Source organism: Lonepinella sp. BR2474, from assembly GCF_051851555.1.
Taxonomy (GTDB): Bacteria; Pseudomonadota; Gammaproteobacteria; order Enterobacterales; family Pasteurellaceae; genus Lonepinella.
In genome coordinates this window covers 124,575-147,789 of sequence record NZ_JBPDVH010000001.1, presented here as the reverse complement: position 1 = coordinate 147,789, position 23,215 = coordinate 124,575, and the positions used below count along the sequence as shown (strand labels likewise).

Genomic DNA, 23,215 nt, shown 5'->3' with positions numbered 1-23,215 from the left:
GTTCGTTTTTATATTATTTTTCAGGAAATCTACATTATGGCAATGGATATTCGTAAAATCAAAAAATTGATCGAATTAGTTGAAGAATCAGGCATTATGGAATTGGAAATCTCCGAGGGAGAAGAATCCGTTCGTATTAGCCGTGGTACGCCGGCACCAACTGCGGTGCAATACCAACTTCCAGCAGCGGCTCCAGCTCCAGTCGCACCAGCACCTGTTGCACCAACGGCAACAGCAACTGCAACGCCAGCACCTGCTGCACAAGAAGTATCAGGTCACCAAGTGCGTTCGCCAATGGTGGGAACATTCTATCGTAGCCCAAGTCCAGAGGCAAAAGCCTTTGTGGAAGTGGGACAAGCGGTGAAAGTGGGCGATGCCCTTTGTATCGTGGAAGCCATGAAGATGATGAACCGCATTGAAGCGGACAAAGCTGGCGTGGTGAAAGCCATTTTAATTAATGACGGTGATGCGGTTGAGTTTGACGAACCGTTAATCGTGATTGAATAATATTTTCTAATGGGCGGTATTGCCCATTATTTTTATCTTCCCCAATTTTAATCTGGAATAATCTTATGTTAGAAAAAGTGGTTATTGCCAATCGCGGTGAAATTGCCTTACGTATTTTACGTGCATGTAAAGAACTCGGCATTAAAACCGTTGCGGTACATTCTACCGCCGACCGTGATTTAAAACATGTTTTATTGGCTGATGAAACCGTATGTATCGGCCCCGCCCCATCAACCAAAAGTTATTTAAATGTGCCTGCGATTATTGCAGCCGCTGAAGTGACCGGGGCGGATGCGATTCACCCTGGTTATGGTTTCTTATCGGAAAATGCGGATTTTGCCGAACAAGTCGAATGTTCAGGCTTTACCTTTATTGGCCCAACCGCTGATGTGATTCGCTTAATGGGCGACAAAGTGTCCGCTATTAATGCTATGAAAAAAGCGGGCGTGCCTTGTGTACCGGGTTCCGATGGCCCATTGGGTTCGGATATGGCGAAAAATAAAGAAATTGCCAAACGTATCGGTTTCCCTGTGATTATTAAAGCCTCCGGTGGCGGTGGCGGTCGTGGTATGCGTGTGGTGCGTAATGCGGAAAGCCTTGAAGAAAGTATTGCCATGACCAAAGCGGAGGCCAAAGCAGCCTTTAATAACGATATGGTGTATATGGAAAAATACTTGGAAAACCCACGTCACGTGGAAATTCAAGTATTAGCCGATACCCACGGCAATGCAGTGTATTTAGCGGAACGTGATTGTTCAATGCAGCGTCGTCACCAAAAAGTAGTAGAAGAGGCACCGGCACCGGGGATTTCTGACCAAGTTCGCCAAGATATTGGTTCACGTTGTGCCAATGCTTGTGTGGAAATTGGTTATCGTGGCGCGGGTACTTTTGAGTTCTTGTATGAAAACGGTGAGTTTTATTTTATTGAAATGAATACACGTATTCAGGTTGAACACCCAGTGACAGAAATGATCACGGGCGTAGACTTGGTGAAAGAGCAGCTACGCATTGCGGCTGGTTTGCCACTTTCAATTAAACAAGCGGATATTAAAGTCAAAGGTCATGCCATTGAATGCCGTATTAATGCGGAAGATCCAAAAACATTCTTACCGTCACCGGGTAAAGTGGTGCATTTGCATTCACCGGGTGGATTAGGTGTGCGTTGGGATTCCCATGTGTATGCAGGTTATACCGTGCCACCGCATTACGATTCCATGATTGCGAAATTAATTGTGTATGCCGACACCCGAGAGGGGGCGATTCGCCGTATGCAAAATGCTCTATCCGAAACCATTATTGATGGGATTAAGACCAATATTCCGTTACATCATTTAATTTTGGAGGATAAGAACTTCCAAAAAGGTGGGGCGAATATTCATTATCTCGAGAAGAAGTTAGGTATTTCAGAATAGTAAAAAGAGAGTGGATTGTCAGGATCCACTTTTTTATTAGGAGAGAACATGACATTACAACAACGTTATCGGCAAGCCGCACGTGAGGCACGTTGGGCGTTAGGATTAACCATTCTTTACATGATTGGCTGGGCAGTTTGTGCTTATTTGCCAGATAACAGTGCAGGCCCCTTGGGTTTTCCTTTGTGGTTTGAATTATCTTGTATTTATCTGCCTGTCTTGTTTATTGTGGTGGCTTATTGGCTGATTAAAATTGTGTATCAAGACATTGATCTTGACATTTCAACGGAAAAGGACCGCACTTTATCAAATTCGCAAGATAAGGACATCACATCATGAACTTAGGGATTATTTTTCCTTTAATTATTTATTTAGCTTTTGTATTTGGTGCCGCAGTTTATGCGTACGTAAAACGGTCAAAAGGTGATTTTTTAACCGAATACTATGTGGGAAATCGCTCCATGACCGGCTTTGTGTTGGCCATGACCATTGCCTCCACCTATGCCAGTGCCAGTTCTTTTGTGGGGGGGCCGGGGGCGGCCTATAAATATGGCTTGGGTTGGGTGTTGTTAGCCATGATCCAAGTGCCAGCGGTGTGGTTAGCTTTAGGGGCGTTAGGCAAAAAATTCGCCTTGTTATCTCGTGAAAGTAAGGCATTGACAATCAATGATTTACTGCTTTATCGTTATAAAAATAAAGTCCTTGTTTGGATTGCAGGCATTGCCTTATTAATTGCCTTTTTTGCCGCCATGATGACTCAATTTATCGGCGGTGCTAGATTGTTATCCACCACTATCGGGATTTCTTATACCAGTGCCTTGTTAATTTTTGCGGCCACTGTTGGCATTTATACCTTTATTGGCGGATTCCGAGCTGTGGTGCTGACGGATACCATTCAAGGCACGGTGATGATTTTAGGTACATTGATTTTACTCGGTGCGGTCATTTATGCCACCGGTGGGCCAGAAAGTGCGGTGCAAAAACTGACTGAAATCGATCCGCAGTTAGTCAGCCCTTATGGCCCCAATGACATGCTAGGCTTTCAATTTATGGCGTCATTTTGGGTGTTAGTCTGCTTTGGCGTGGTGGGCTTGCCTCATACCGCCGTGCGTTGTATGGCGTTCAAAGATAGCAAGGCTTTACACCGTGGCATGTTAATTGGCACCATTATTCTCAGCGTGATTATGTTAGGCATGCACTTAGCCGGTGCGTTAGGGCGAGCCGTTATTCCGGAGCTAACCATTCCCGATCAAGTGATCCCAACCTTGATGTTACAAGTGTTACCGCCGATAGTGGCAGGGATTTTCTTGGCTGCTCCCATGTCAGCGATTATGTCCACCATTGATGCGCAATTAATCCAATCCTCAGCGATTTTCGTGAAAGATTTGTATTTATCCGCCAAACCAGAAATGGCCACCAATCAGAAAAAAATCAGTTGGTTTTCTTCCATTATCACACTCACCATTACGGTGCTTTTGGTGCTGGCGGCTTTAAATCCACCTGATATGATTATTTGGTTAAACCTATTCGCCTTTGGTGGACTAGAGGCCGCCTTTTTATGGGTGATTGTACTGGGGATTTATTGGGATAAAGCCAATGCTACTGGGGCCATTAGTTCTATGGTGACAGGTTTGGCTTGTTATATTTTATTGGTGCAATTAAAAGGCGTAGATTTAACGTCCTTGCCTGAGGCTTTGCAATATGTGGTACAAGGGATTAAATTATTCAGCAAATTCCACGAAATCGTGCCGTCTTTGGTGTGGGGGCTGATTGCGTTCTTAGTGGGTAATCGGTTTGGTGCAAGGAAAGGAAAAACCGAGTAAAAGATAGACTTATTTTCATTATGTTAATCGCCCTGTATGTCAGTACAGGGCGATTTTTTTCAGCAGTATACTGCTTTTACTTTGTATTGACATACAAAGTAAATCAAGGGCTGTAAATCATCTTTAAAGGATTTTGTACTGAACTTGAAGGATGAATTAGGTCTATTTTTCTCATTTTCACTAAGGAGTCACTATGACAAATCTCAAAAAACTTGCATTACTCACCGCACTTTTAGGGGCATCTAATGTTGCTTTGGCTGATAATTCTGATCCTTATCAAGGCTGGTTTGTGGGAGGAGGTTTGAATACCTCTAAATTTGATGTATCGAATGATACAGGTTTTTCCACATCAGGTTCTTATGCCGTTGGATTTGAGATCTTAGGCGGTTATAGCTTTACGTTCTATGATAAGTTTGTGGGCCAAGCTGAAGCAAAACTGCGTATTAGTCATTCTAAATCAGGCATAGATGGTGTTGATCTTTTTAAAGAAAAATACAGCACGAGTCTTGCGTATTTACAAGGTTATAAGGTTACTGAGCAGTTTGTACCTTATGTTAAATTAGGCATAGATGTGGCTCAGATTGATTCAGATGCATCTATTGATCGTTATATCGATGGGGATACGACTAGCCGCTTTATTTATGGCATTGGTGCAAAATATGCGTTAAATAGTCATTCTGTCATTGGGGTGGAATATACTTTTGCAGATGCTCCTCATCAACGTACTAATGAGCTTGTTGCAGAAAGTAACACGTTTAGTTTGACGTATAGTTATCATTTCTAGGGGGAGAATATGAAAAAATTTATCTTAACGAGCTTCATGGCATCTACGATCGCCTTAACTGGTTGTGCGACGATTGTTGGGGATAAAACCCAAACCTTGCCAATTTCGAGTAATCCAGATGGGGCAAATTTTGTTATACAAGATGAACAAGATATGGTGGTTTTTCGTGGTGTAACGCCATCAAAGGTACAACTTGAAAAGAGTACAGGGAAATATTTTGGCAAGAAAGAATATAAGATCACCTTTACTAAAGCGGGCTATCAGCCACAAACTTATCAACTTGAAACTAAACCAAATGGCTGGTATATCGGTGGAAATCTTGTTTTTGGTGGATTGATTGGTTATTTAGCCGTGGATCCATTTAATGGTGGAATGTATACCATTCATCCAGAACAAGTCGGCGTCAGTTTGAGTTTGGATAATTCGCCTGAAAAAGTGGCAACCCCCAACACGTCAAAAGTAAAGAAAACGAAAAGAAGTAAATCGAAAAAATAATCTTGAAAAACCTAGCACTTACGTACTAGGTTAATCATTATGACGCTAATCCGTAGCTGTATCAAGATGCGGAGCATCGTTACTTCGTTAGCCCTACGCAAGTGCAGGGCTTATTCATTCTCCAAACTATCCTTAAACGCCAAATATTCTTCCAATAATTCAATCGCACTTAAACAACGTTCACGGCGTTGTTTGGTGCTTGCAATTTGTGGCTCAATGACCCTTTTTTGCTCTGCGGTGGCAAGGCTGAGTTCAATTTCTTGCTGTGCTAATTTTTCATTCAGAGCATGCAAAGCCTCATAATATTTGACCAATTTCTCTCGTGGCGGTAGTAATTCAATTTGTTGGCGTAACTGATCACGTTTATTTAAAACAGGTTTCTTTTCTACCGCAGTTTGTGGGGTTTGTAATAAGCGAATGGCATCTTGTAATGCGGTGTATTGTGCGACCAGTTTTTCCGTGAAAAAGGCAAATTGAGCTTGATCCTGTTCGCTAAGTCGTTGCAGTTGCTGGAAACATTGTTGCATCTCATTTAAATAGAAATCAACGGTTTGAAAATTCTCACTAAATAACATGGGGTCGAATTTGTTATAAAGGGTTTCTTGTTTGAGATGTACATATTGTTGTGCTAATTCAACAATATATTGATTTAATTGGCCTAAAAGTGCGGTGTGATTTTTCATATTTTTATGGAGAAATCCCCCTAACATTCATTAGGGGGAAAAGGGGTTAAAGAACCATGGCGGCAATCCAGCCGAATGCAATTAATGGAATATTGTAGTGTAAGAATGTCGGCACCACGCTGTCCCAGATATGGTCATGTTTGCCATCTACGTTTAAGCCAGAAGTTGGGCCCAAGGTAGAATCCGAGGCCGGTGAACCTGCATCACCTAAAGCGGCTGCGACCCCCACAATAGACACCGTAGCGAGTGGTGAGAATCCCACAGCAATACATAATGGCACATAAATAGACGTGATAATCGGTACGGTGGAGAATGAGGAGCCGATCCCCATGGTGATAAATAACCCCACCAATAACATTAAGAAAGCGGTGAGTCCTTTATTATCTTGTCCAAGACCTTGGCTAAAGACTTCCACTAATTGTGTCACGCCACCGGTTTCATTGATTACATTGGCAAAACCCGAGGCGGCAATCATCACAAAGCCGATCATGGCCATTAAACGTAAACCTTGTTGGAAAATATCGTTGCTTTCTTTTAAGCGGAAGATGCCACATACTGCAAAGATGATTAAGCCAGCCAAACCACCAATAATGGTGGAGCTAGTGAATAATTGTAATGCAAAGGTGACCACGATAGCCACCACGCTGACCCAAGCATGGAATGGTTTGATGTTGGCAATATGTTGCTCAATTTCAGCGGTGGTCGGTTCTGCCGTAGTAACGGCATATTCTCTTGGTTTGCGATAGCTGACAAAAATAGCAAATAATAAGCCTAAAATCATGCCAGTGACAGGAATCGCCATGGCCATGGAAACTTCAGCGACGCTGGTATGTACGCCTAATGACGCCCCGACTTCGTTGATATTTTTGACTAAAATGCTTTCAATAAAGATTTTACCAAAGCCCACTGGCAACAACATATAGGTGGCTGTTAAACCAAAGGTTAATACACAAGCCACGGCACGGCGATCCAGTTTTAAGCGGTTAAAAATACTTAATAACGGTGGCACCACAATAGGAATAAAGGCAATATGCACTGGCAACAGGTTTTGAGAGGAGATCGCAAACGCCACTAAAACGGCCAAAATAAAATACTTAAAGCCAGCGACGGAACTGCCACTTGGTTGTTTGCCAAGGCGTTTGATCACCTTGTAGGCGAGTAAATCGGTGATACCCGATTTAGAAATCGCCACGGCGAACGCCCCTAAAATAGCGTAGTTCATGGCCACTTCGGCACCGCCACCTAAACCGCCGGTAAACACTTCAATGGTTTTCGATAACCCAAGACCACCGGTTAATCCTGCGGTTAAGGCAGAAATCACTAAGGCGATCACGACATTGATACGTAATAAACTCAGCACGAGCAATACGATGATGGAAATAACAACAGGATTGGTCAGCATAGATTTTATGTCCTTATATTTATAATGAATGATTTAAATGTACTCAAAAAAATGAATTTGTCTAGGGGATTTGAAAATTTTTTATAAAAATAACCGCACTTTTTTTGAATTAAATAAGGAATATTCAATAAAGTGCGGTAAAAAATAAGGAAATTTTATTCGGGTATCGCCAATTATTTAGTTTAATAATGTAAGGCAGTTAAAATATATTCAATATAGGGATGATATTTAGAATGTGTTAGATTGGCAAGTTCTCTCCCTTGCTTTCTAACTAAAGCATGAACATAGCACTCACCGTAAATAGTGAGCGTTAAGATAATAGGCGGGCCAAAAAATGTGGTATTTTTCACCGCACTTTTTAGCCATAACCTAGAATGTGAAACTAAGCTTAGAGCCTACATCCACGCATTATTGCGAATAATACCCACCGCAATACCTTCTACTTCAAAGCGTTCTTGTTCACGTAAATTGACTACAATCGGCTCGTATTCTTCATTTTCAGGGTGTAAATAAATCACATCACCTTTGCGTTCTAAACGTTTTACGGTGACTTCGTCTTCAATACGGGCCACAATTACTTGACCGTTGCGTACATCTTTGGTGCTGTGAACGGCTAATAAGTCGCCGTCTAAGATACCAATATCTTTCATGGATTGACCGTTGACTTTAAGTAAGAAATCCGCCTGTGGTTTAAACATTTCTGGATCCACTTTGTAGGTACCCTCAATGTGTTGTTCGGCTAAAATTGGTTCACCTGCGGCGACACGGCCAATTAAAGGTAACCCTTCCACTTCTTCCTCGTCATTGGATGACATCAATAAACGAATGCCTCGAGACATGCCTGGTACCATTTCAATGGCGCCTTTACGAGCCAAGGCTTTTAAATGTTCTTCTGCGGCATTAGGCGATTTAAAGCCTAATTCCCGAGAAATTTCCGCCCGTGTTGGTGGCACGCCAGCGGTTTCAAGGTGATGTTTTAAGAAGTCATAGACTTCTTGTTGACGAATGGTGAGATTTTTACTGAGTGTTCTCATAGTTGTGCTTTCCTTTATGTTGTTTCGTACAGGTTATTTGAAATTATATACAGACTGGAATAAATTGCAATAAAAAGTTGATATTTTTTTATGCAAATTGGGGGTTACAAGAAATTTACTGAATATTACTTAAAATTTTGTTATAATTTCTCAACTATTTTTGATTATTTAAGGAATTTTTCATGTCTGTTTTAGGACGTATTCACTCATTTGAGTCTTGTGGCACGGTAGATGGACCTGGCATTCGGTTTATTTTGTTTATGCAAGGTTGTTTAATGCGTTGTAAGTATTGCCATAACCGAGATACATGGGATTTAGATGGTGGCCGTGAAATTGGCGTGGAAGAATTAATGAAAGAAGTGGTGAGCTATAAGCATTTTATGAATGCCACTGGTGGCGGCGTGACAGCCTCGGGGGGCGAGGCAATTTTACAAGCGGAATTTGTGCGTGACTGGTTTCGTGCCTGTAAAGCTGAGGGGATTAATACCTGTTTAGACACTAATGGTTTTGTGCGTGCTTATAATGAGGTGATTGATGAATTGTTGGATGTCACTGATTTAGTGTTGCTTGATTTAAAACAGCTCAACGATAAAATTCATCAAAATTTGATTGGTGTGCCGAATAAACGCACCCTTGAATTTGCCAAATATTTACAAAAACGTAATATCCCGACTTGGGTGCGTTATGTGGTCGTGCCGGGCTATACCGATGCCGATGAAGATGTGCATTTGTTGGGTCAGTTTATTGAGGGTATGCAAAATATCGAGAAAGTCGAATTGTTGCCTTATCACCGTTTAGGAGCGCATAAATGGAAAACCTTGGGCGTGGATTATGAACTGGAAGACGTGTTACCGCCGAAAAAAGAAAGCCTTGAGCATATTAAGCAGATTTTAGAGGGCTACGGACATATTGTGAAGTTTTAGTTCAAGCGATAAGGTCTTTATGCAACCATAATGGTTAAAATTGTGGAGTTTACCCCATTCTTTTGGTCTAATTCCCCATATTGTTCAAAATTTGTGTAAATAAAGTTACCATAAACCCCAAAAGCCTTGTATAATAGCCGATGCTTTTTTGTATCCGTTTTAGCGTGCGGCTATCAAAAATATTTTGTAGATAAACAAAGAATATTTTTGCTAGTCGCAAATTGGAACAAAAGAGCAGAGTGTTATATCAACCAATCAAATGATTAAAAAAGGAAAAACATTGTGAATCCAATTGTGAAACAATTTAAATACGGTCAACATACCGTGACGCTTGAAACCGGTGCCATTGCCCGTCAAGCAACCGCAGCCGTGATGGCAAGCATGGACGACACAACGGTATTCGTTACTGTCGTGGCAAAAAAAGATGTAAAAGAGGGACAAGATTTCTTTCCATTAACTGTGGATTATCAAGAACGTACCTATGCAGCGGGTAAAATCCCCGGTGGCTTTTTCAAACGTGAAGGCCGTCCATCAGAGGGGGAAACCTTAACTGCTCGTTTAATCGACCGTCCAATTCGTCCATTATTCCCAGAGGGATTTTTAAACGAAATTCAAATTATTGCGACCGTGGTGTCAGTAAATCCGCAAATCAGCCCTGATTTAGTGGCTTTAATCGGTGCTTCTGCCGCATTATCTTTATCTGGTGTACCATTTAATGGCCCAATCGGTGCGGCTCGTGTTGGTTTCATTGATGATCAATTCGTGTTAAACCCAACCATGGCAGAACAAAAACAAAGCCGTTTGGATTTAGTGGTGGCTGGGACAGACAAAGCCGTATTAATGGTAGAATCGGAAGCCGATGTATTAAGCGAAGAACAAATGTTAGCAGCGGTGGTATTCGGTCATCAGCAACAACAAGTGGTCGTTGAAGCCATTAAAGAATTTGCTAAAGAAGCCGGCAAACCACGTTGGGATTGGGTTGCACCTGAACCAAATACGGCATTAATTAATAAAGTGAAAGCGATTGCGGAAAGCCGTTTAGGTGATGCTTATCGTATTACGGAAAAACAAGTACGTTATGAGCAAATTGATGCGATTAAAGCAGATGTAATTGCTCAAATCACCGCTGAAGATGAAGAAGTGAGTGAAGGTAAAATTATTGATATTTTCACCGCACTTGAAAGTCAAATCGTGCGTGGACGTATCATTGCAGGTGAACCACGTATTGACGGTCGTACCGTTGATACCGTGCGTGCGTTAGATATTTGTACTGGCGTGTTACCTCGTACTCACGGTTCAGCAATTTTCACGCGTGGTGAAACGCAAGCCTTAGCGGTAGCAACTTTAGGTACCGAGCGTGATGCTCAAATTCTTGATGAATTAACGGGTGAACGTCAAGATAACTTCTTATTCCACTACAATTTCCCTCCGTATTCTGTGGGTGAAACAGGACGTGTGGGTTCACCAAAACGTCGTGAAATTGGTCACGGTCGTTTAGCAAAACGTGGTGTCGCTGCCGTGATGCCAAGCATTACCGAGTTCCCTTATGTGGTGCGTGTAGTGTCTGAAATTACCGAATCTAATGGTTCATCTTCTATGGCATCTGTTTGTGGTGCGTCTCTTGCGTTAATGGACGCCGGTGTGCCAATTAAAGCCGCTGTTGCTGGTATCGCCATGGGCTTAGTGAAAGAAGATGACAAATTTGTGGTGCTTTCTGATATTTTAGGTGATGAAGATCACTTAGGCGATATGGATTTCAAAGTCGCCGGTACTCGTCAAGGTGTGACTGCGTTACAAATGGATATTAAGATTGAAGGCATTACCGCTGAAATTATGCAAATTGCCTTAAATCAAGCGAAAAGTGCTCGTATGCACATCTTAGGTGTGATGGAACAAGCCATTCCTGCACCACGTGATGACATCTCTGATTTTGCACCACGTATTTACACCATGAAAATCGATCCGAAGAAAATCAAAGATGTGATCGGTAAAGGTGGTGCAGTGATTCGTGCGTTAACCGAAGAAACTGGCACATCTATTGATATTGATGATGACGGTACGGTGAAAATTGCCGCCGTTGACGGTAATGCAGTTAAAGCAGTGATGGCACGTATTGAAGACATTACCGCTGAAGTCGTGGCAGGTGAAATTTACAAAGGTAAAGTCACACGTTTAGCTGACTTTGGTGCGTTTGTTGCTATTCTTGGTGGCAAAGAGGGCTTAGTGCATATTTCTCAAATCGCTGAAGAACGTGTTGAGAAAGTGACAGATTACCTTGCGTTAGGTCAAGAAGTGCAAGTCAAAGTGGTGGAAATCGATCGTCAAGGTCGTATTCGTTTAACCATGAAAGACATTGCAGAAAAACAAGAAAATGTTGAACCTGCTGAACAAACAGCGGTCGAACAAGAATAATTTGTAAAAAAGCGACCGCACTTTATGCTAAATGCTTAAAGTGCGGTTTATTTCTCACAAATTTTGTCTAATTTAAGGCATTATAGGCAATGATATTGCTAGAAAGGTTAGTTGGAACCAGTAAAATACTACTGCGTTTAGTTTTTGTTGTTGTGTTATCAGGTTGTGTTAGTAGCACGAACGGTGTATTTGTAACAAAAAATAAGGTGACCTTGGCGGAGCAATATCCAAACATTCACTTTGAACAAGAAGTGATGATTGCTCGAATTAGCCAAATGTTGGTGATTGGACAGCTATCAAAAGACGAACGTGCAAATTTACATTTTGAGCGTGGCGTGCTTTACGATAGTCTAGGGCTTTGGGGATTGGCACGTTATGACTTTACCCAAGCGTTAGAACTGCAGCCGAACATGGCCGCAGTTTATAATTATTTAGGTTTATATTCGTTATTAGATGAAGATTATGATGCGGCGTTGGAGGCTTTCAACGTGGTATTTGAATTGGATCCCGATTATGAATATACCTATTTAAACCGTGGTTTAGATTTTTATTACACTGCACGTTATAACCTGGCACAACAGGATTTTTTGAAGTTTTACACTTCCGATAAAAAAGATCCTTATCGTACCCTGTGGTTATATTTAAATGAGCTTAAATTTAAACCCAATGAGGCGAAACAGAATTTAGTAAACCGAGCGGAACAGCTTTCTACTGAATACTGGGGGACTTTTATCGTCCAATATTATTTGGGCAAACTTTCAGAACAAGCATTATTCGACAAAGCAAAATCCTTTGTTGATCCGCTATCATCACAGTATGCGGAAATCTTGACTGAAACGTATTTTTATCTAGCAAAACAAAAACTCAATATTGGTAATTTGAGTGAGGCGGAAACCTTATTCAAATTGGCATTGGCAAATCAGGTGTATAATTTCGTTGAGTATCGTTTTGCATTGTTTGAACTGGCTAAATTGAAAGACATGGAAACCAGCGAGCAAAACAACGTGGTTACACAAAATAGCCCGACAAAATAATCGCCAAAGTGCGGTGATTTTTGTGCTATTTTTGGCGTAATTGAATTATACAAACTGAGAAAGCCCATTGAGCTTTCCTAGGGGCAATGCCCCCTAATAAACAATTCGAGTATTTTAATGACTGAAACAACTATGACTTTTGGCGACTTAGGTTTGCCAGAATTTATCCTTTCTGCAGTAACAGAAATGGGCTTTACTAATCCATCACCTATCCAACAAGCCTGTATTCCACACCTATTAAACGGTCGTGATGTGTTGGGGATGGCACAAACCGGTAGCGGTAAAACGGCGGCATTTTCCTTGCCATTATTGGCACAAATTGATGTGGAACAAAAACATCCACAAATGTTGGTAATGGCTCCAACTCGTGAATTAGCCATTCAAGTGGCCGATGCTTGTGAGCATTTTGCGAAAAACGCCAAAGGTATGCGTAGTGCCACTCTTTACGGCGGACAACGTTATGACATTCAATTACGAGCTTTAAAACAAGGGGCACAAGTCGTGGTGGGGACACCTGGACGTATTTTAGACCACATTAAACGTGGCACCTTAAATTTATCTGAATTGAAATTCATTGTGTTAGATGAAGCAGATGAAATGTTACGCATGGGCTTTATTGAAGATGTGGAAACCGTGATGGCGGAATTGCCAGAAAAACACCAAACGGCGTTATTCTCAGCGACCATGCCAGAACCGATTCGTCGTATTACCAAACGTTTTATGACCGATCCGCAAGAAGTGAAAATTCAATCTACCCAACGTACCAACCCTGACATTGCTCAAAGCTGTTGGTATGTACGTGGCTATCGTAAAAATGATGCCCTATTGCGTTTCTTAGAAGTGGAAGATTTTGACGCCGCGATTATTTTCACTCGCACTAAAACCGGTACCATGGACATCACCGAATTATTAGAAAAACATGGATTCAGTGCGGCAGCGTTGAACGGCGACATGACCCAACAAGCTCGTGAGCAAACCTTAGATCGTTTACGCAACGGTAGCCTTGATATTTTAGTGGCAACAGATGTGGCCGCTCGTGGTTTAGATGTGGAACGTATCAGCCTTGTGGTGAACTACGACATTCCATTAGATGCAGAAAGCTATGTGCATCGTATCGGCCGTACTGGCCGAGCCGGTCGTTCAGGCAGTGCATTGTTGTTTGTGGAACCCAGAGAACGCCGTTTATTGGGCAATATTGAACGCTTAATGAAGAAACCGATTGACGAAGTGGGCGTACCGAATCATGAACAATTACAGGCTTGTCGCCGTGAAAAATTCGTGCGTAATATTACCAAACAATTAGAACACCATGATTTAGAAAAATACCGTGGTTTAATTGAAGATTTGTTTACTGCGGATCAAGATTTAGAAGATATTGCGGCCGCCATGTTAATGTTATTACAAGGCAAACAAAAACTCATTCTTCCACCGGATCCACCAATGGAAAAACGTTCAAGCCGTGATCGTGATGATCGTCGTGGTGATCGTCATGAGCGTCGTGACCGCAGTGATCGTGGTGAACGCCGTGGTTATGGTAATCCAGTGCCAATGGATCTTTATCGTATTGAAGTGGGCCGTGCGGATGGCGTGGATGTGCGTCATATCGTGGGTGCCATTGCTAACGAGGGTGATATTGATAGCCGTAATATCGGTCATATTAAATTATATGATGAGTATTCCACGGTGGAATTACCAAAAGGTATGCCGAAAGAATTGTTGCAAACCTTTAGCAAAACGCGTGTGTTAAATAAACAAATTCGTATGACATTTGTCAGCGAGGCACAAGGTGGCGAGCGTGGCGGACGTGATGATCGTCGTGGTGGCAATGGCAATAGCCGACGTCGTAGTAATGACCGTAACGATCGTGGCGAGCGTAGTTTCCGCGGTGATCGTAAATTCTCAGGTAAAAATGACCGCGGTTTCAAAGAAAACAGTGGCAAAGATTTCCGTGAGAAACGTCAACGTTAATTGACCTGTCTAAGATGAAAAAGGGACGCTATTTTTAGCGTCCTTTTGTTTTTCCCGAAGTGAATTAAAACACACCCATATTGCGTAATCCCGTGGTGATAATTTCTACCCCAAGGGACATCAATAATAACCCCATAATACGAGTAATCACGTTTGAGCCTGTTTTGCCTAATTTTTTAATCAGCGGTTTAGAATAACGGAATAAAATATAACAGCCCACCCCAAATAACATAATGGTGATGGACGAATACACATAATTGATCAAGGTATGTTGAGTAGAACCAAATACAATGGTTGCACTAATGGAACCAGGGCCTGCCATAATTGGCATGGCTAACGGCACCACGGCAATGTTATTGTAGTCGTCAAAGTTTTCATTTTTTTCTTCTTTATTGATTTTATGTTCACCGATTTTACCGTTAATCATGGTTAACGCAATCATGGCTACCACACCACCGCCAGCAATGCGGAAAGAATCAATAGAAATTTTGAACGTGTCTAAAATAAAATTACCGAAAAAGAAACTGACTAACAAAATCATCACAATAGAAAAACAAGTAACCAACGCCGTACGGTTTTGTTGTTCTCGGGTTTGTTCTGACGTCATGGAGTAGAAGATTGGCGTGACGCCAATGGGGTTAACCAAGGCGATCAGCCCCATAAAGAACTGGAGATAGATAGCTAATTCCATATTTTATCCTAAGGAAAATGATTTTGGCGTTATTATAATGGATAGCGTAGCAGAGATAAATAAGCCCGATATAAAAAAGTGCGGTGAAAATCACCGCACTTCAGGGGGAAATTTAAACAGGGGGGATTACATCATACCGCCCATGCCACCCATACCGCCCATACCAGCAGCTGGATCTAATTTATCGTCTTTCGGTAACTCAGTGACCATACATTCAGTCGTGATCATCAAGCCTGCCACTGAAGCGGCAAATTGTAATGCAGAACGAGTGACTTTGGTTGGGTCTAAGATACCCATTTCGATCATATCGCCGTATTCTTCCGTACCGGCATTATAACCGAAGTTACCAGAACCGGCTTTCACCGCACTGGCCACCACAGAACCCTCTTCACCTGCATTTTCTACGATTTGACGTAATGGGGATTCTAAAGCACGTAAGGCTAATTTGATACCGACATTTTGCTCTTCGTTGTCGCCAGTTAAGGTTTCAGCCACTTTCGCTGCTGCACGGACTAAGGCCACGCCACCACCGGCAACGATACCTTCTTCCACCGCTGCACGAGTGGCATGTAACGCATCTTCCACACGGTCTTTCTTCTCTTTCATTTCGACTTCAGTGGCTGCACCGACTTTAATGACGGCCACACCGCCAGCAAGTTTCGCTACACGTTCTTGTAATTTTTCTTTGTCGTAGTCAGAAGTGGATTCTTCGATTTGTTGACGAATTTGGGTTACACGACCTTTAATCTGAGCCTCGTCACCGATACCGTCAATAATCGTGGTGTTGTCTTTGTTGATGACCACACGTTTGGCTTGACCTAAATCTTCCAAGGTCGCTTTTTCTAATTCCATACCGATTTCTTCAGAAATCACGGTACCGGCCGTTAAAATCGCGATGTCTTGTAACATAGCTTTACGGCGATCACCAAAGCCTGGGGCTTTTACGGCGGCCACTTTCACAATACCACGCATGGTGTTCACCACTAAAGTCGCTAAGGCCTCACCCTCAACATCTTCTGCAATGATTAATAATGGTTTACCGGCTTTTGCTACGCCCTCTAACACGGGTAACAATTCACGAATATTAGCGATTTTTTTATCCACTAATAAAATGTACGGATTGTCTAATTCAACCGTTGCCGTTTCTGGTTTATTGATGAAATATGGGGATAAATAACCACGGTCAAATTGCATACCCTCAACCACCGCTAATTCATCTTCTAAACCGGTACCGTCTTCAACGGTAATCACGCCCTCTTTGCCCACTTTTTCCATGGCTTGAGCGATTAATTGACCGACCACACTGTCGCTGTTGGCAGAAATGGTGCCCACTTGTTCAATTTCTTTCGAGGTTTCACATGGTTTAGACAAGGCTTTTAATTCCGTGACCACGGCAGCCACGGCTTTGTCGATCCCACGTTTTAAATCCATTGGGTTCATACCCGCCGCTACGGCTTTTAAGCCCTCATTTACGATAGCTTGGGCTAAAACAGTGGCGGTCGTTGTACCGTCACCGGCGGCATCATTGGCTTTAGAGGCAACCTCTTTCACCATTTGTGCACCCATATTTTCAAATTTATCGGCTAATTCAATTTCACGTGCCACAGACACACCGTCTTTGGTAATCGCAGGTGCCCCAAAGGCTTTATCTAAAATCACATTACGACCTTTCGGGCCTAAAGTCACTTTTACGGCGTCCGCAAGCACATTTACGCCGGCTAACATTTTTACACGAGCATCATTGCCAAATTTTACATCTTTTGCTGCCATTTTCTTATTCCTTCTCTATTATTCTACGATTGCTAAAATATCATTTTCAGAAACGATTAACACTTCTTCGCCGTCAATTTTTTCGGCTTTCACGCCGTATCCCTCATTGAAAATCACGGTGTCACCCACTTTCACATCTAACGGTTGCACGGTGCCGTTTTCTAAGATACGGCCTTTGCCTACCGCAAGCACTTTTGCTCGAGTGGATTTAGTTGCCGCCGTGCCGGTTAACACGATACCACCAGCGGATTTGGTTTCTACTTCTTCACGTTTGATAATTACACGATCGTGTAAAGGACGAATTGCCATTTGAATTTCTCCTAAATTAGATTTATTAAAAAAGTATCAATAATATGGGGCGAGAATTTAGGCTTTCAAGAGGAAAAATAAATTTTTTTGCAAAATGTAGGCATAAAAATAGGGCAAATCACTTTCGCCCTATTTTTGAAATTTGCGGATGTTGGCTTTCTAGCCCATACCATATTGTTTTAATTTTTTACGTAAGGTACCACGGTTAATGCCTAACATAATGGCGGCACGGGTTTGGTTGCCACGGGTATGTTGCATAATGATGTCTAGCAAAGGGAGTTCCACTTCAGCTAACACAAGCTCATAAAGATCATTGACATCTTGACCGTCTAATTGAATTAGATAATTTTTAATTGAACGTTTTACTGAATCACGTAAAGGTTTATTCACCGCTTGTGATTGTGCATTTAATTCTGGCACGATAAATTTTGTCGAAATTGTGGTTTGTTCAGTCATTTGAATTTCCATTCTTATTAATAAAATTAAAAAAATCTTCCAATGCAACTAACTGCTCAGTAGCGTTGCTAATGGCATTAAAAGTCCGTTTAAAATCGGAATCGGGTTGAATTCCTTGTAAATACCAGCCAACGTGTTTGCGAGCAATGCGATAGCCTTTTTCAGGGCCATAGAATTGATGTAATTCTTCAATATGACGTAAAATTACACCGCACTTTTCCGTTAAGCTGGGGGCGCTTACACAGGGTGTTTCCCCTGTTGAGTTGGTGTCAATGTGTTGTGCCAAAGATTGAAATATCCAAGGATTCCCCAACGCACCACGCCCGATCATAATTCCATCTGCACCCGTATAATCAAGTACAAATTTTGCTTTCTCTCGCGAGAGAATATCGCCATTGGCAATGATGGGAATCGACACCGCTTGTTTCACGGCTTTAATATTCTGGTATTCTGCCTCCCCCTCGAATAAACATTCACGAGTACGTCCGTGAATGGTTAACGCAGTAATACCACATTGTTCCGCAATTTGAGCGATTTCTACGCAATTTATATGCTGTCGATCCCAACCTGTACGTATTTTCAACGTAACAGGTACTTCCACGGCATTCACCACAGCGGTTAAAATGTCTGTGACCAAATCGGGGAATTGTAGCAACGCAGAACCCGCTAGCTTTTTATTCACCTTTTTGGCAGGGCAGCCCATGTTAATATCAATGATCTGCGCCCCATATGCCACATTCACTTGCGCCGCTTGTGCCATTTCTTGCGGATCAGAACCCGCAATTTGCACGGCATTAATGCCGGCAGCTTGGTGATGAGCCAAACGTAATTTTGATTTTTCCGTATGCCAGACTTGTGGGTTAGTGGACATCATCTCCGAAAACGTCAAGCCCGCACCATAGTGCGAACAGAGTTTGCGAAACGGTTGATCCGTAATCCCCGCCATGGGGGCAAGCAGAATGCGGTTTTTTAATTGATATGAACCAATCCGCATTTTATCCCCCAATTTCTCACATACAGAAAAAAATTAAGCCGAATATTGATTAAATATTCGGCATTAATAACCGACAAGGTTGGCTATAATACGCAAATTTTCGTCATTTGCAAAGCATAATTTTTAAACAATTTAAAGAAAATTTGCCTTTTTGCCGTTGACATTTTGAAATTAAGCGAAATTACGCCAATTTTCCGGTAATTCGGCACCATTCTTCCCGTTCCACCACAGGATCAAGGGCGAATGTTTGCTGATAAGCCTCGCAAACCGATGGCGCTTGGGTGGACAAAATACCCGACAAACCTAAATCCCCTTGCGGTTTCACCAGTTGGCTAATCACCGGATATAATTCTTTCAATGGCCCCGCCAAAATATTCGCCACCACCACATCTGCTTTTAACGCCGTTGGTTTGTCGTCTGATAAAAATAACTGCAAACGATCCGCTACGCCATTGTTTTCAGCATTATTGCGACTGGCTAAAATGGCTTGCGGATCAATATCGATCCCAATCGCCGATTTTGCCCCGAGTTTTAACGCCGCAATAGCTAAAATCCCTGAACCACAACCGAAATCAATTACGGTTTTACCGTTTAAATCCAAGCTATCTAACCATTCCAAACACAATGCCGTGGTCGGGTGTGTGCCTGTACCAAACGCAAGACCAGGGTCAAGCATGACATTCACCGCATTTTCATCAGGCACCTCACGCCAACTTGGGCAAATCCATAAACGTTTGCCAAATCGCATTGGGTGGAAATTATCCATCCATTCCCGCTCCCAATCTTTATCCTCAATTTGCTCAATTTTATAGGCAAAATCGGGTGCTAACAGTTGGCTGTTGCGAAGTGCGGTTAAAATTAACGCCATTTCCGTTTCCGCATCAAATAACGCCACCACATCCGTATTGCCCCAAAGGCGAGTTTCCCCCGGGAGGGGTTCAAAAATCGGCGTATCTTGGCTGTCCATAAACGTCACCGATACCGAACCGATTTCTTCTAAAAAATCACTGATTTTTTCTGCTTTTTCGCTGGTACTGTTTAAGCGAAGTTGTACCCAAGCCATAGTTTTTTCCTTTTTTTATTGAATGTGCTAAATAAATTGGCGTTATTTTAGCATAAAAAAAGATCGCCACAGGCGATCTTTCAAGGGAAATCGAACAAAGATTAAAGCTGTGGTTTCACCACATTTTTACGTTCTTCTTCAAGTTGTTTTTGTCTCATTGCCTCATTGTAGGCTTTTTCACGTTCCATTTTTGCATCTAAAAGATCAGTCGAAATTAAGTAAAGGGTTTGATCAGTGGTTCGATAAACAAGCTGATTGGATTGGGCTTCCTGCTCATTTTTTATTTTTCCTGCAGACCAGATTATATTGCCCGCCCATTTAGTGGTGGGTTGACCGTATTTTTCAATGACCGATTGATAAAAGGCTTCTTTATCTGAGGGGGTAAGATACTGTTTGCCTAATGCTTCTGCGGAATTACTAAAGCTATACATAATAGATGTGACACGCACATTTTTAAGACATTCGTCAATATTTTCGTCTAACCATCTATCCACGGAATACAGAATATTTACTGTGCCGAGTTTAGGGATCGACGCCATGAGTTGCCCCATCTCGTCACAGGAATTTTTTTCTTTAATGCGTTTGACAATGGAAAGTTGGTCAGCCACTTCTTGCCCATATTTACTGGTTAATACCTTGTCCACTTCCTCTTGGGTCATGCCCAATTTTAGCCCGAACATATCAAAGTTGTTCACATCGTAGGTATTTGCTGCCATCGCTTGTGATGACATGAGTGCGGCACATAACACCGCAGAAGACTTAATGAGATGAGAGATTTTCATAATACATCCTTATTATATTAAGTGAAAAATGATTTTATATTGCTCAAAACAACAATAAGCCTTAGGCTTTTATATAAGCCATAAGCCATAAGCCATAAGCCATAAGCCATAAGCCATAAGCCATAAGCCATAAGCCATAAGCCATAAGCCAAGGCAATTTTGTCCGATTATATGGAAAAATGCAAGGAAGAAATTCAAAAATGTTATTTTTTTGTTACTGAACCACCAGCAACCCAATCGCCCCTTTATCCGCCTGCACTAAATCCCCTGAACCAAAAATAAACGGATGGGTATTGGCAGACAAATTATCAAATTTCACTAAAATACTGGCTTTGTTTTCGATCCACAAGGTGTCTTTCCAGACCAATTCATTTTCGGGAGTGTGGTTATCATTTTGGCTTTCTACCACAAATCTTGCCCCTTGAATACGGAAACTGACCGGGGAAGAAACGCTGACCTGCCAACGTTCAACGCTGCCTTGTTTGGCACTCACATCAATACGACGGGGGTCAAAGCGTTTTTGGTTAATCATGGCGTTGATATTGTCTAAATGAAATTGGCGTTCTTGCACGATTTCCGTTGGCAAGCTGGCAATTTGGCTAAATTGATAGCGTGGCTTATTGGTAAACGCTGCGAGTAACCCTTCGGGACGCAGTTCTAAAATATGGTTATCCGCCAATTCGCCGTCGCTATCAAAGAACAAGCCGATTTTATCGAGTACGCCTCGTTTTTTGCCGGTAATTAAGCTGACATTGCCACCCTCGTTTAAATCCACTAGGATTTCAAGGCGTTCCCCTGAGCCGAGCATAACGGATTTTACCGTTTTCGGTTCAGGCAAAAAGCCCTGATCTTGGGCGATAATCAGAAAATCCCGTTCATCATCAAAACGTAATTCATAAGCACGAGAAAGCGAGGCATTCAGCAAACGTAACCGCACCCAACCCCGAGCCACGCTCAAATAAGGCGATTGTTGGCCATTCACAAATAAGCGTTCGCCCAGAAAGTGCGGTTCATTTTGTTGAAATAATTGCGAGCCACTGCTGTTTAGGCTTAAATCTTGTAAAATCAAGGGAATATCATTGACACCATAGTTATTGGGTAGCGACGATTTTTTGCTTTCGTCATCTTCCACAATCCACATGCCCACCAGTCCACGATAATTTTGATAAGCCGAACTGGCGAGGGAACAAGATTGGTAATAACACAGCCCAGCGGATTGTGTAATCGGCACAATCGGTGCCCAACTTTCACTGGGTTTTAAACTATGCCCAATGCCCCCGAGAAATTCGCTGTTCACTTGCAAACCCTGAATATTCATGGCCACCAGTTGCGGCAGGTTATTGCGATAGTTGAGTTTCACAAAATCCCCTTGACGCACTTTCACCGTCGGGCCGAGATATTGACCGTTAAAGCCCCACACTTCAACCAAATTATTTTCCAATAATTTCACTTGGGTGCTTTCTAAGCCTAAAAACAGCGGTTTACCTCGACGAAGTTCAATCAAAGGCGGAATCACCAACGGTTGATTCACCGCCGCCCACAAGGCTGTCGGCAAGGTGGCTAAAGCGGTGGCAAGGGCGGTTTTTTTAAACAACTGACGGCGAGCATAATCCATGGTGACATCCTTTATGATTGAGCAATTTCCGCATCTAATTCAGCGATACGCTGTTGCATGAGTTGATGGCAATGGTTGGCAAATTCACGCACATTGTCTTTATTAAATTGGAGACTGTCAATGGGTGGCAGAATTTCGCAAATCACTTTGCCATTATGCAACCGATTTAAATCAATTTTCCCTTGTGTGGTCGAACACACCACTGGCACAATCGGTACGCCCGCCGCAATCGCCGCATGAAATGCTCCCGTTTTAAATGGCAATAAACCACGCCCACGACTGCGAGTACCCTCGGGGAACATCCACACCGACAGATTATCTTGATTGATACGTTGTGCCACTTGGCCCATGGTGTTATGGGCTTTATTTTTATTATCACGATCTAACAGAATGTTGCCCGTTGCCCAATACACCAAACCAAAAAAGGGGATCCAGATGAGGCTTTTTTTGCCGATACTCACGGTGCGAGGTTGCACCATATAAGATACTGTGACCATGTCGTAGTTATTTTGGTGATTGGCGATATAGACGCAAGGGCCAATGTTGGCGGATTCGGGGGAATAACGGTGTTCAACGGTTAAGCCGAAGAGGGGATATAAGCGGCCGAACCAACGTGCGACGACGCTAACGTTATTGGGATTTTTGAAACGAATGAGTGAGTAGATCGTGCCACAAATACAGATAATTAGGCAGAATAGGACGACAATAATAATTCTGGCGAGTTTTAGCATGTTGTTGTTTTCCTGTTTGGTTTTTTGTGGGATTATAACAGGTTTTTTGGGTTTGTTTAATATCGGTTTTCGCCGATGGCGACTTACTTTTTCTTTGCTTGTGCAAAGAAAAAGTAAGCAAAAAGAAAGCACACCCCGACTTTGCCTTGTTTCCTGAAAAAGGGTTAATTTGCTTAACGGAAAATGGCTGAACTCGCTACGCTCAGACAGACGCCATTTCCCTACAAATTACCCCTTTTCAGGCGGCAAACACGGGGCCCCAGTGGGTATGAGGGGTGTTAAAGTGCGGTGTTTTTTATTGATTTTTTAGAACGAATGGTTTTATCT

At 42.4% G+C, this 23,215-nt stretch carries 22 protein-coding genes; 10 read left to right on the top strand and 12 right to left on the bottom strand.

Going from position 1 to position 23,215, the window contains the following annotated elements; genetic code table 11:
• The first annotated feature begins 42 nt into the window (after positions 1-42).
• The 6 genes from accB (at position 43) to ACTG7Q_RS00725 (ending at position 5,021) form a co-directional block, all read left to right on the top strand.
• On the top strand, positions 43-507 hold the full coding sequence (gene accB, locus ACTG7Q_RS00750; protein ID WP_439240624.1) for an acetyl-CoA carboxylase biotin carboxyl carrier protein: 465 nt from the start codon (positions 43-45) through the stop codon (positions 505-507).
• A gap of 65 nt (positions 508-572) precedes the next feature.
• The gene (gene accC / locus ACTG7Q_RS00745; RefSeq protein WP_439239883.1) at positions 573-1,919 is read left to right on the top strand and encodes an acetyl-CoA carboxylase biotin carboxylase subunit; all 1,347 of its coding nucleotides are present in this window, start codon (positions 573-575) and stop codon (positions 1,917-1,919) included.
• A gap of 48 nt (positions 1,920-1,967) precedes the next feature.
• Complete coding sequence (locus ACTG7Q_RS00740) at positions 1,968-2,258, top strand: YhdT family protein (protein ID WP_439239882.1); 291 nt, start codon at positions 1,968-1,970, stop codon at positions 2,256-2,258.
• Entirely contained in the window at positions 2,255-3,742 is a 1,488-nt protein-coding gene (gene panF / locus ACTG7Q_RS00735; RefSeq protein ID WP_439239881.1) for a sodium/pantothenate symporter, read from the top strand. The genes ACTG7Q_RS00740 and panF overlap by 4 nt, the downstream gene beginning before the upstream one ends.
• A 193-nt stretch (positions 3,743-3,935) precedes the next feature.
• Positions 3,936-4,526, top strand: a complete 591-nt coding sequence (locus tag ACTG7Q_RS00730) for an outer membrane beta-barrel protein (RefSeq protein ID WP_439239880.1) — start codon at positions 3,936-3,938, stop codon at positions 4,524-4,526.
• Between the two features lie 9 nt (positions 4,527-4,535).
• Positions 4,536-5,021, top strand: coding sequence for a hypothetical protein (locus tag ACTG7Q_RS00725; protein WP_439239879.1), 486 nt, complete (start codon positions 4,536-4,538; stop codon positions 5,019-5,021).
• 110 nt (positions 5,022-5,131) lie between these two features.
• Here ACTG7Q_RS00725 and priC read toward each other — a convergent pair whose 3' ends face one another.
• From priC to lexA, 3 genes are all read right to left on the bottom strand, one after another.
• Entirely contained in the window at positions 5,132-5,704 is a 573-nt protein-coding gene (gene priC / locus ACTG7Q_RS00720; protein WP_439239878.1) for a primosomal replication protein PriC, read from the bottom strand.
• A 46-nt stretch (positions 5,705-5,750) separates the two neighbouring features.
• A complete protein-coding gene (locus tag ACTG7Q_RS00715; RefSeq protein WP_439239877.1) occupies positions 5,751-7,106 on the bottom strand; it encodes a Na+/H+ antiporter family protein in 1,356 nt (451 codons plus the stop codon).
• Between the two features lie 395 nt (positions 7,107-7,501).
• A complete protein-coding gene (lexA, locus tag ACTG7Q_RS00710) occupies positions 7,502-8,140 on the bottom strand; it encodes a transcriptional repressor LexA (RefSeq protein ID WP_439239876.1) in 639 nt (212 codons plus the stop codon).
• A gap of 182 nt (positions 8,141-8,322) precedes the next feature.
• Between lexA and pflA the strand changes: the two genes are divergently transcribed.
• The 4 genes from pflA to ACTG7Q_RS00690 all read left to right on the top strand — a co-directional run bounded on the left by pflA (position 8,323) and on the right by ACTG7Q_RS00690 (position 14,477).
• On the top strand, positions 8,323-9,063 hold the full coding sequence (gene pflA / locus ACTG7Q_RS00705; RefSeq protein WP_439239875.1) for a pyruvate formate lyase 1-activating protein: 741 nt from the start codon (positions 8,323-8,325) through the stop codon (positions 9,061-9,063).
• Positions 9,064-9,345: 282 nt separating this feature from the next.
• Positions 9,346-11,475 (top strand): polyribonucleotide nucleotidyltransferase, encoded by a 2,130-nt coding sequence (pnp, locus tag ACTG7Q_RS00700; RefSeq protein WP_439239873.1) that lies wholly within the window; start codon positions 9,346-9,348, stop codon positions 11,473-11,475.
• 92 nt (positions 11,476-11,567) lie between these two features.
• Positions 11,568-12,509, top strand: a complete 942-nt coding sequence (gene nlpI, locus ACTG7Q_RS00695; protein WP_439240622.1) for a lipoprotein NlpI — start codon at positions 11,568-11,570, stop codon at positions 12,507-12,509.
• Positions 12,510-12,626: 117 nt separating this feature from the next.
• Positions 12,627-14,477 (top strand): DEAD/DEAH box helicase, encoded by a 1,851-nt coding sequence (locus tag ACTG7Q_RS00690; protein ID WP_439239872.1) that lies wholly within the window; start codon positions 12,627-12,629, stop codon positions 14,475-14,477.
• A gap of 64 nt (positions 14,478-14,541) precedes the next feature.
• Here the strand turns inward: ACTG7Q_RS00690 and ACTG7Q_RS00685 are convergent, their stop codons facing one another.
• The 9 genes from ACTG7Q_RS00685 to ACTG7Q_RS00645 all read right to left on the bottom strand — a co-directional run bounded on the left by ACTG7Q_RS00685 (position 14,542) and on the right by ACTG7Q_RS00645 (position 22,888).
• The gene (locus tag ACTG7Q_RS00685) at positions 14,542-15,168 is read right to left on the bottom strand and encodes a YchE family NAAT transporter (RefSeq protein WP_439239871.1); all 627 of its coding nucleotides are present in this window, start codon (positions 15,166-15,168) and stop codon (positions 14,542-14,544) included.
• Positions 15,169-15,294: 126 nt separating this feature from the next.
• The gene (groL, locus tag ACTG7Q_RS00680; RefSeq protein WP_439239870.1) at positions 15,295-16,938 is read right to left on the bottom strand and encodes a chaperonin GroEL; all 1,644 of its coding nucleotides are present in this window, start codon (positions 16,936-16,938) and stop codon (positions 15,295-15,297) included.
• 18 nt (positions 16,939-16,956) lie between these two features.
• The gene (locus tag ACTG7Q_RS00675; RefSeq protein ID WP_439239869.1) at positions 16,957-17,247 is read right to left on the bottom strand and encodes a co-chaperone GroES; all 291 of its coding nucleotides are present in this window, start codon (positions 17,245-17,247) and stop codon (positions 16,957-16,959) included.
• Positions 17,248-17,406: 159 nt separating this feature from the next.
• A complete protein-coding gene (gene fis / locus ACTG7Q_RS00670) occupies positions 17,407-17,703 on the bottom strand; it encodes a DNA-binding transcriptional regulator Fis (protein WP_439239868.1) in 297 nt (98 codons plus the stop codon).
• The gene (gene dusB, locus ACTG7Q_RS00665) at positions 17,696-18,697 is read right to left on the bottom strand and encodes a tRNA dihydrouridine synthase DusB (protein WP_439239867.1); all 1,002 of its coding nucleotides are present in this window, start codon (positions 18,695-18,697) and stop codon (positions 17,696-17,698) included. Before dusB ends, fis begins: the two co-directional genes overlap by 8 nt.
• A 181-nt stretch (positions 18,698-18,878) precedes the next feature.
• The gene (gene prmA / locus ACTG7Q_RS00660) at positions 18,879-19,760 is read right to left on the bottom strand and encodes a 50S ribosomal protein L11 methyltransferase (protein WP_439239865.1); all 882 of its coding nucleotides are present in this window, start codon (positions 19,758-19,760) and stop codon (positions 18,879-18,881) included.
• A gap of 101 nt (positions 19,761-19,861) precedes the next feature.
• Positions 19,862-20,542 carry a hypothetical protein gene (locus ACTG7Q_RS00655; protein ID WP_439239864.1) on the bottom strand — a complete coding sequence of 227 codons (681 nt, stop codon included), beginning with the start codon at positions 20,540-20,542 and terminating at the stop codon, positions 19,862-19,864.
• 214 nt (positions 20,543-20,756) lie between these two features.
• Entirely contained in the window at positions 20,757-22,157 is a 1,401-nt protein-coding gene (locus ACTG7Q_RS00650; protein WP_439239863.1) for a multicopper oxidase domain-containing protein, read from the bottom strand.
• A gap of 11 nt (positions 22,158-22,168) precedes the next feature.
• The gene (locus tag ACTG7Q_RS00645; protein WP_439239862.1) at positions 22,169-22,888 is read right to left on the bottom strand and encodes a 1-acylglycerol-3-phosphate O-acyltransferase; all 720 of its coding nucleotides are present in this window, start codon (positions 22,886-22,888) and stop codon (positions 22,169-22,171) included.
• Between the last annotated feature and the right edge of the window lie 327 nt (positions 22,889-23,215).

What these genes read in the sequence shown, in the direction of transcription:
- panF (WP_439239881.1), top strand. Translation starts at nt 2,255, where the DNA reads ATGAACTTAGGGATTATTTTTCCTTTAATTATTTATTTAGCTTTTGTA.
- accB (WP_439240624.1), top strand. Translation starts at nt 43, where the DNA reads ATGGATATTCGTAAAATCAAAAAATTGATCGAATTAGTTGAAGAATCA.
- groL (WP_439239870.1), bottom strand. Translation starts at nt 16,938, where the DNA reads ATGGCAGCAAAAGATGTAAAATTTGGCAATGATGCTCGTGTAAAAATG.
- accC (WP_439239883.1), top strand. Translation starts at nt 573, where the DNA reads ATGTTAGAAAAAGTGGTTATTGCCAATCGCGGTGAAATTGCCTTACGT.
- ACTG7Q_RS00645 (WP_439239862.1), bottom strand. Translation starts at nt 22,888, where the DNA reads ATGCTAAAACTCGCCAGAATTATTATTGTCGTCCTATTCTGCCTAATT.
- ACTG7Q_RS00675 (WP_439239869.1), bottom strand. Translation starts at nt 17,247, where the DNA reads ATGGCAATTCGTCCTTTACACGATCGTGTAATTATCAAACGTGAAGAA.
- prmA (WP_439239865.1), bottom strand. Translation starts at nt 19,760, where the DNA reads ATGGCTTGGGTACAACTTCGCTTAAACAGTACCAGCGAAAAAGCAGAA.
- ACTG7Q_RS00655 (WP_439239864.1), bottom strand. Translation starts at nt 20,542, where the DNA reads ATGAAAATCTCTCATCTCATTAAGTCTTCTGCGGTGTTATGTGCCGCA.
- dusB (WP_439239867.1), bottom strand. Translation starts at nt 18,697, where the DNA reads ATGCGGATTGGTTCATATCAATTAAAAAACCGCATTCTGCTTGCCCCC.
- lexA (WP_439239876.1), bottom strand. Translation starts at nt 8,140, where the DNA reads ATGAGAACACTCAGTAAAAATCTCACCATTCGTCAACAAGAAGTCTAT.
- ACTG7Q_RS00650 (WP_439239863.1), bottom strand. Translation starts at nt 22,157, where the DNA reads ATGGATTATGCTCGCCGTCAGTTGTTTAAAAAAACCGCCCTTGCCACC.
- ACTG7Q_RS00725 (WP_439239879.1), top strand. Translation starts at nt 4,536, where the DNA reads ATGAAAAAATTTATCTTAACGAGCTTCATGGCATCTACGATCGCCTTA.
- priC (WP_439239878.1), bottom strand. Translation starts at nt 5,704, where the DNA reads ATGAAAAATCACACCGCACTTTTAGGCCAATTAAATCAATATATTGTT.
- ACTG7Q_RS00685 (WP_439239871.1), bottom strand. Translation starts at nt 15,168, where the DNA reads ATGGAATTAGCTATCTATCTCCAGTTCTTTATGGGGCTGATCGCCTTG.
- ACTG7Q_RS00730 (WP_439239880.1), top strand. Translation starts at nt 3,936, where the DNA reads ATGACAAATCTCAAAAAACTTGCATTACTCACCGCACTTTTAGGGGCA.
- fis (WP_439239868.1), bottom strand. Translation starts at nt 17,703, where the DNA reads ATGACTGAACAAACCACAATTTCGACAAAATTTATCGTGCCAGAATTA.
- ACTG7Q_RS00715 (WP_439239877.1), bottom strand. Translation starts at nt 7,106, where the DNA reads ATGCTGACCAATCCTGTTGTTATTTCCATCATCGTATTGCTCGTGCTG.
- ACTG7Q_RS00740 (WP_439239882.1), top strand. Translation starts at nt 1,968, where the DNA reads ATGACATTACAACAACGTTATCGGCAAGCCGCACGTGAGGCACGTTGG.
- pflA (WP_439239875.1), top strand. Translation starts at nt 8,323, where the DNA reads ATGTCTGTTTTAGGACGTATTCACTCATTTGAGTCTTGTGGCACGGTA.
- ACTG7Q_RS00690 (WP_439239872.1), top strand. Translation starts at nt 12,627, where the DNA reads ATGACTGAAACAACTATGACTTTTGGCGACTTAGGTTTGCCAGAATTT.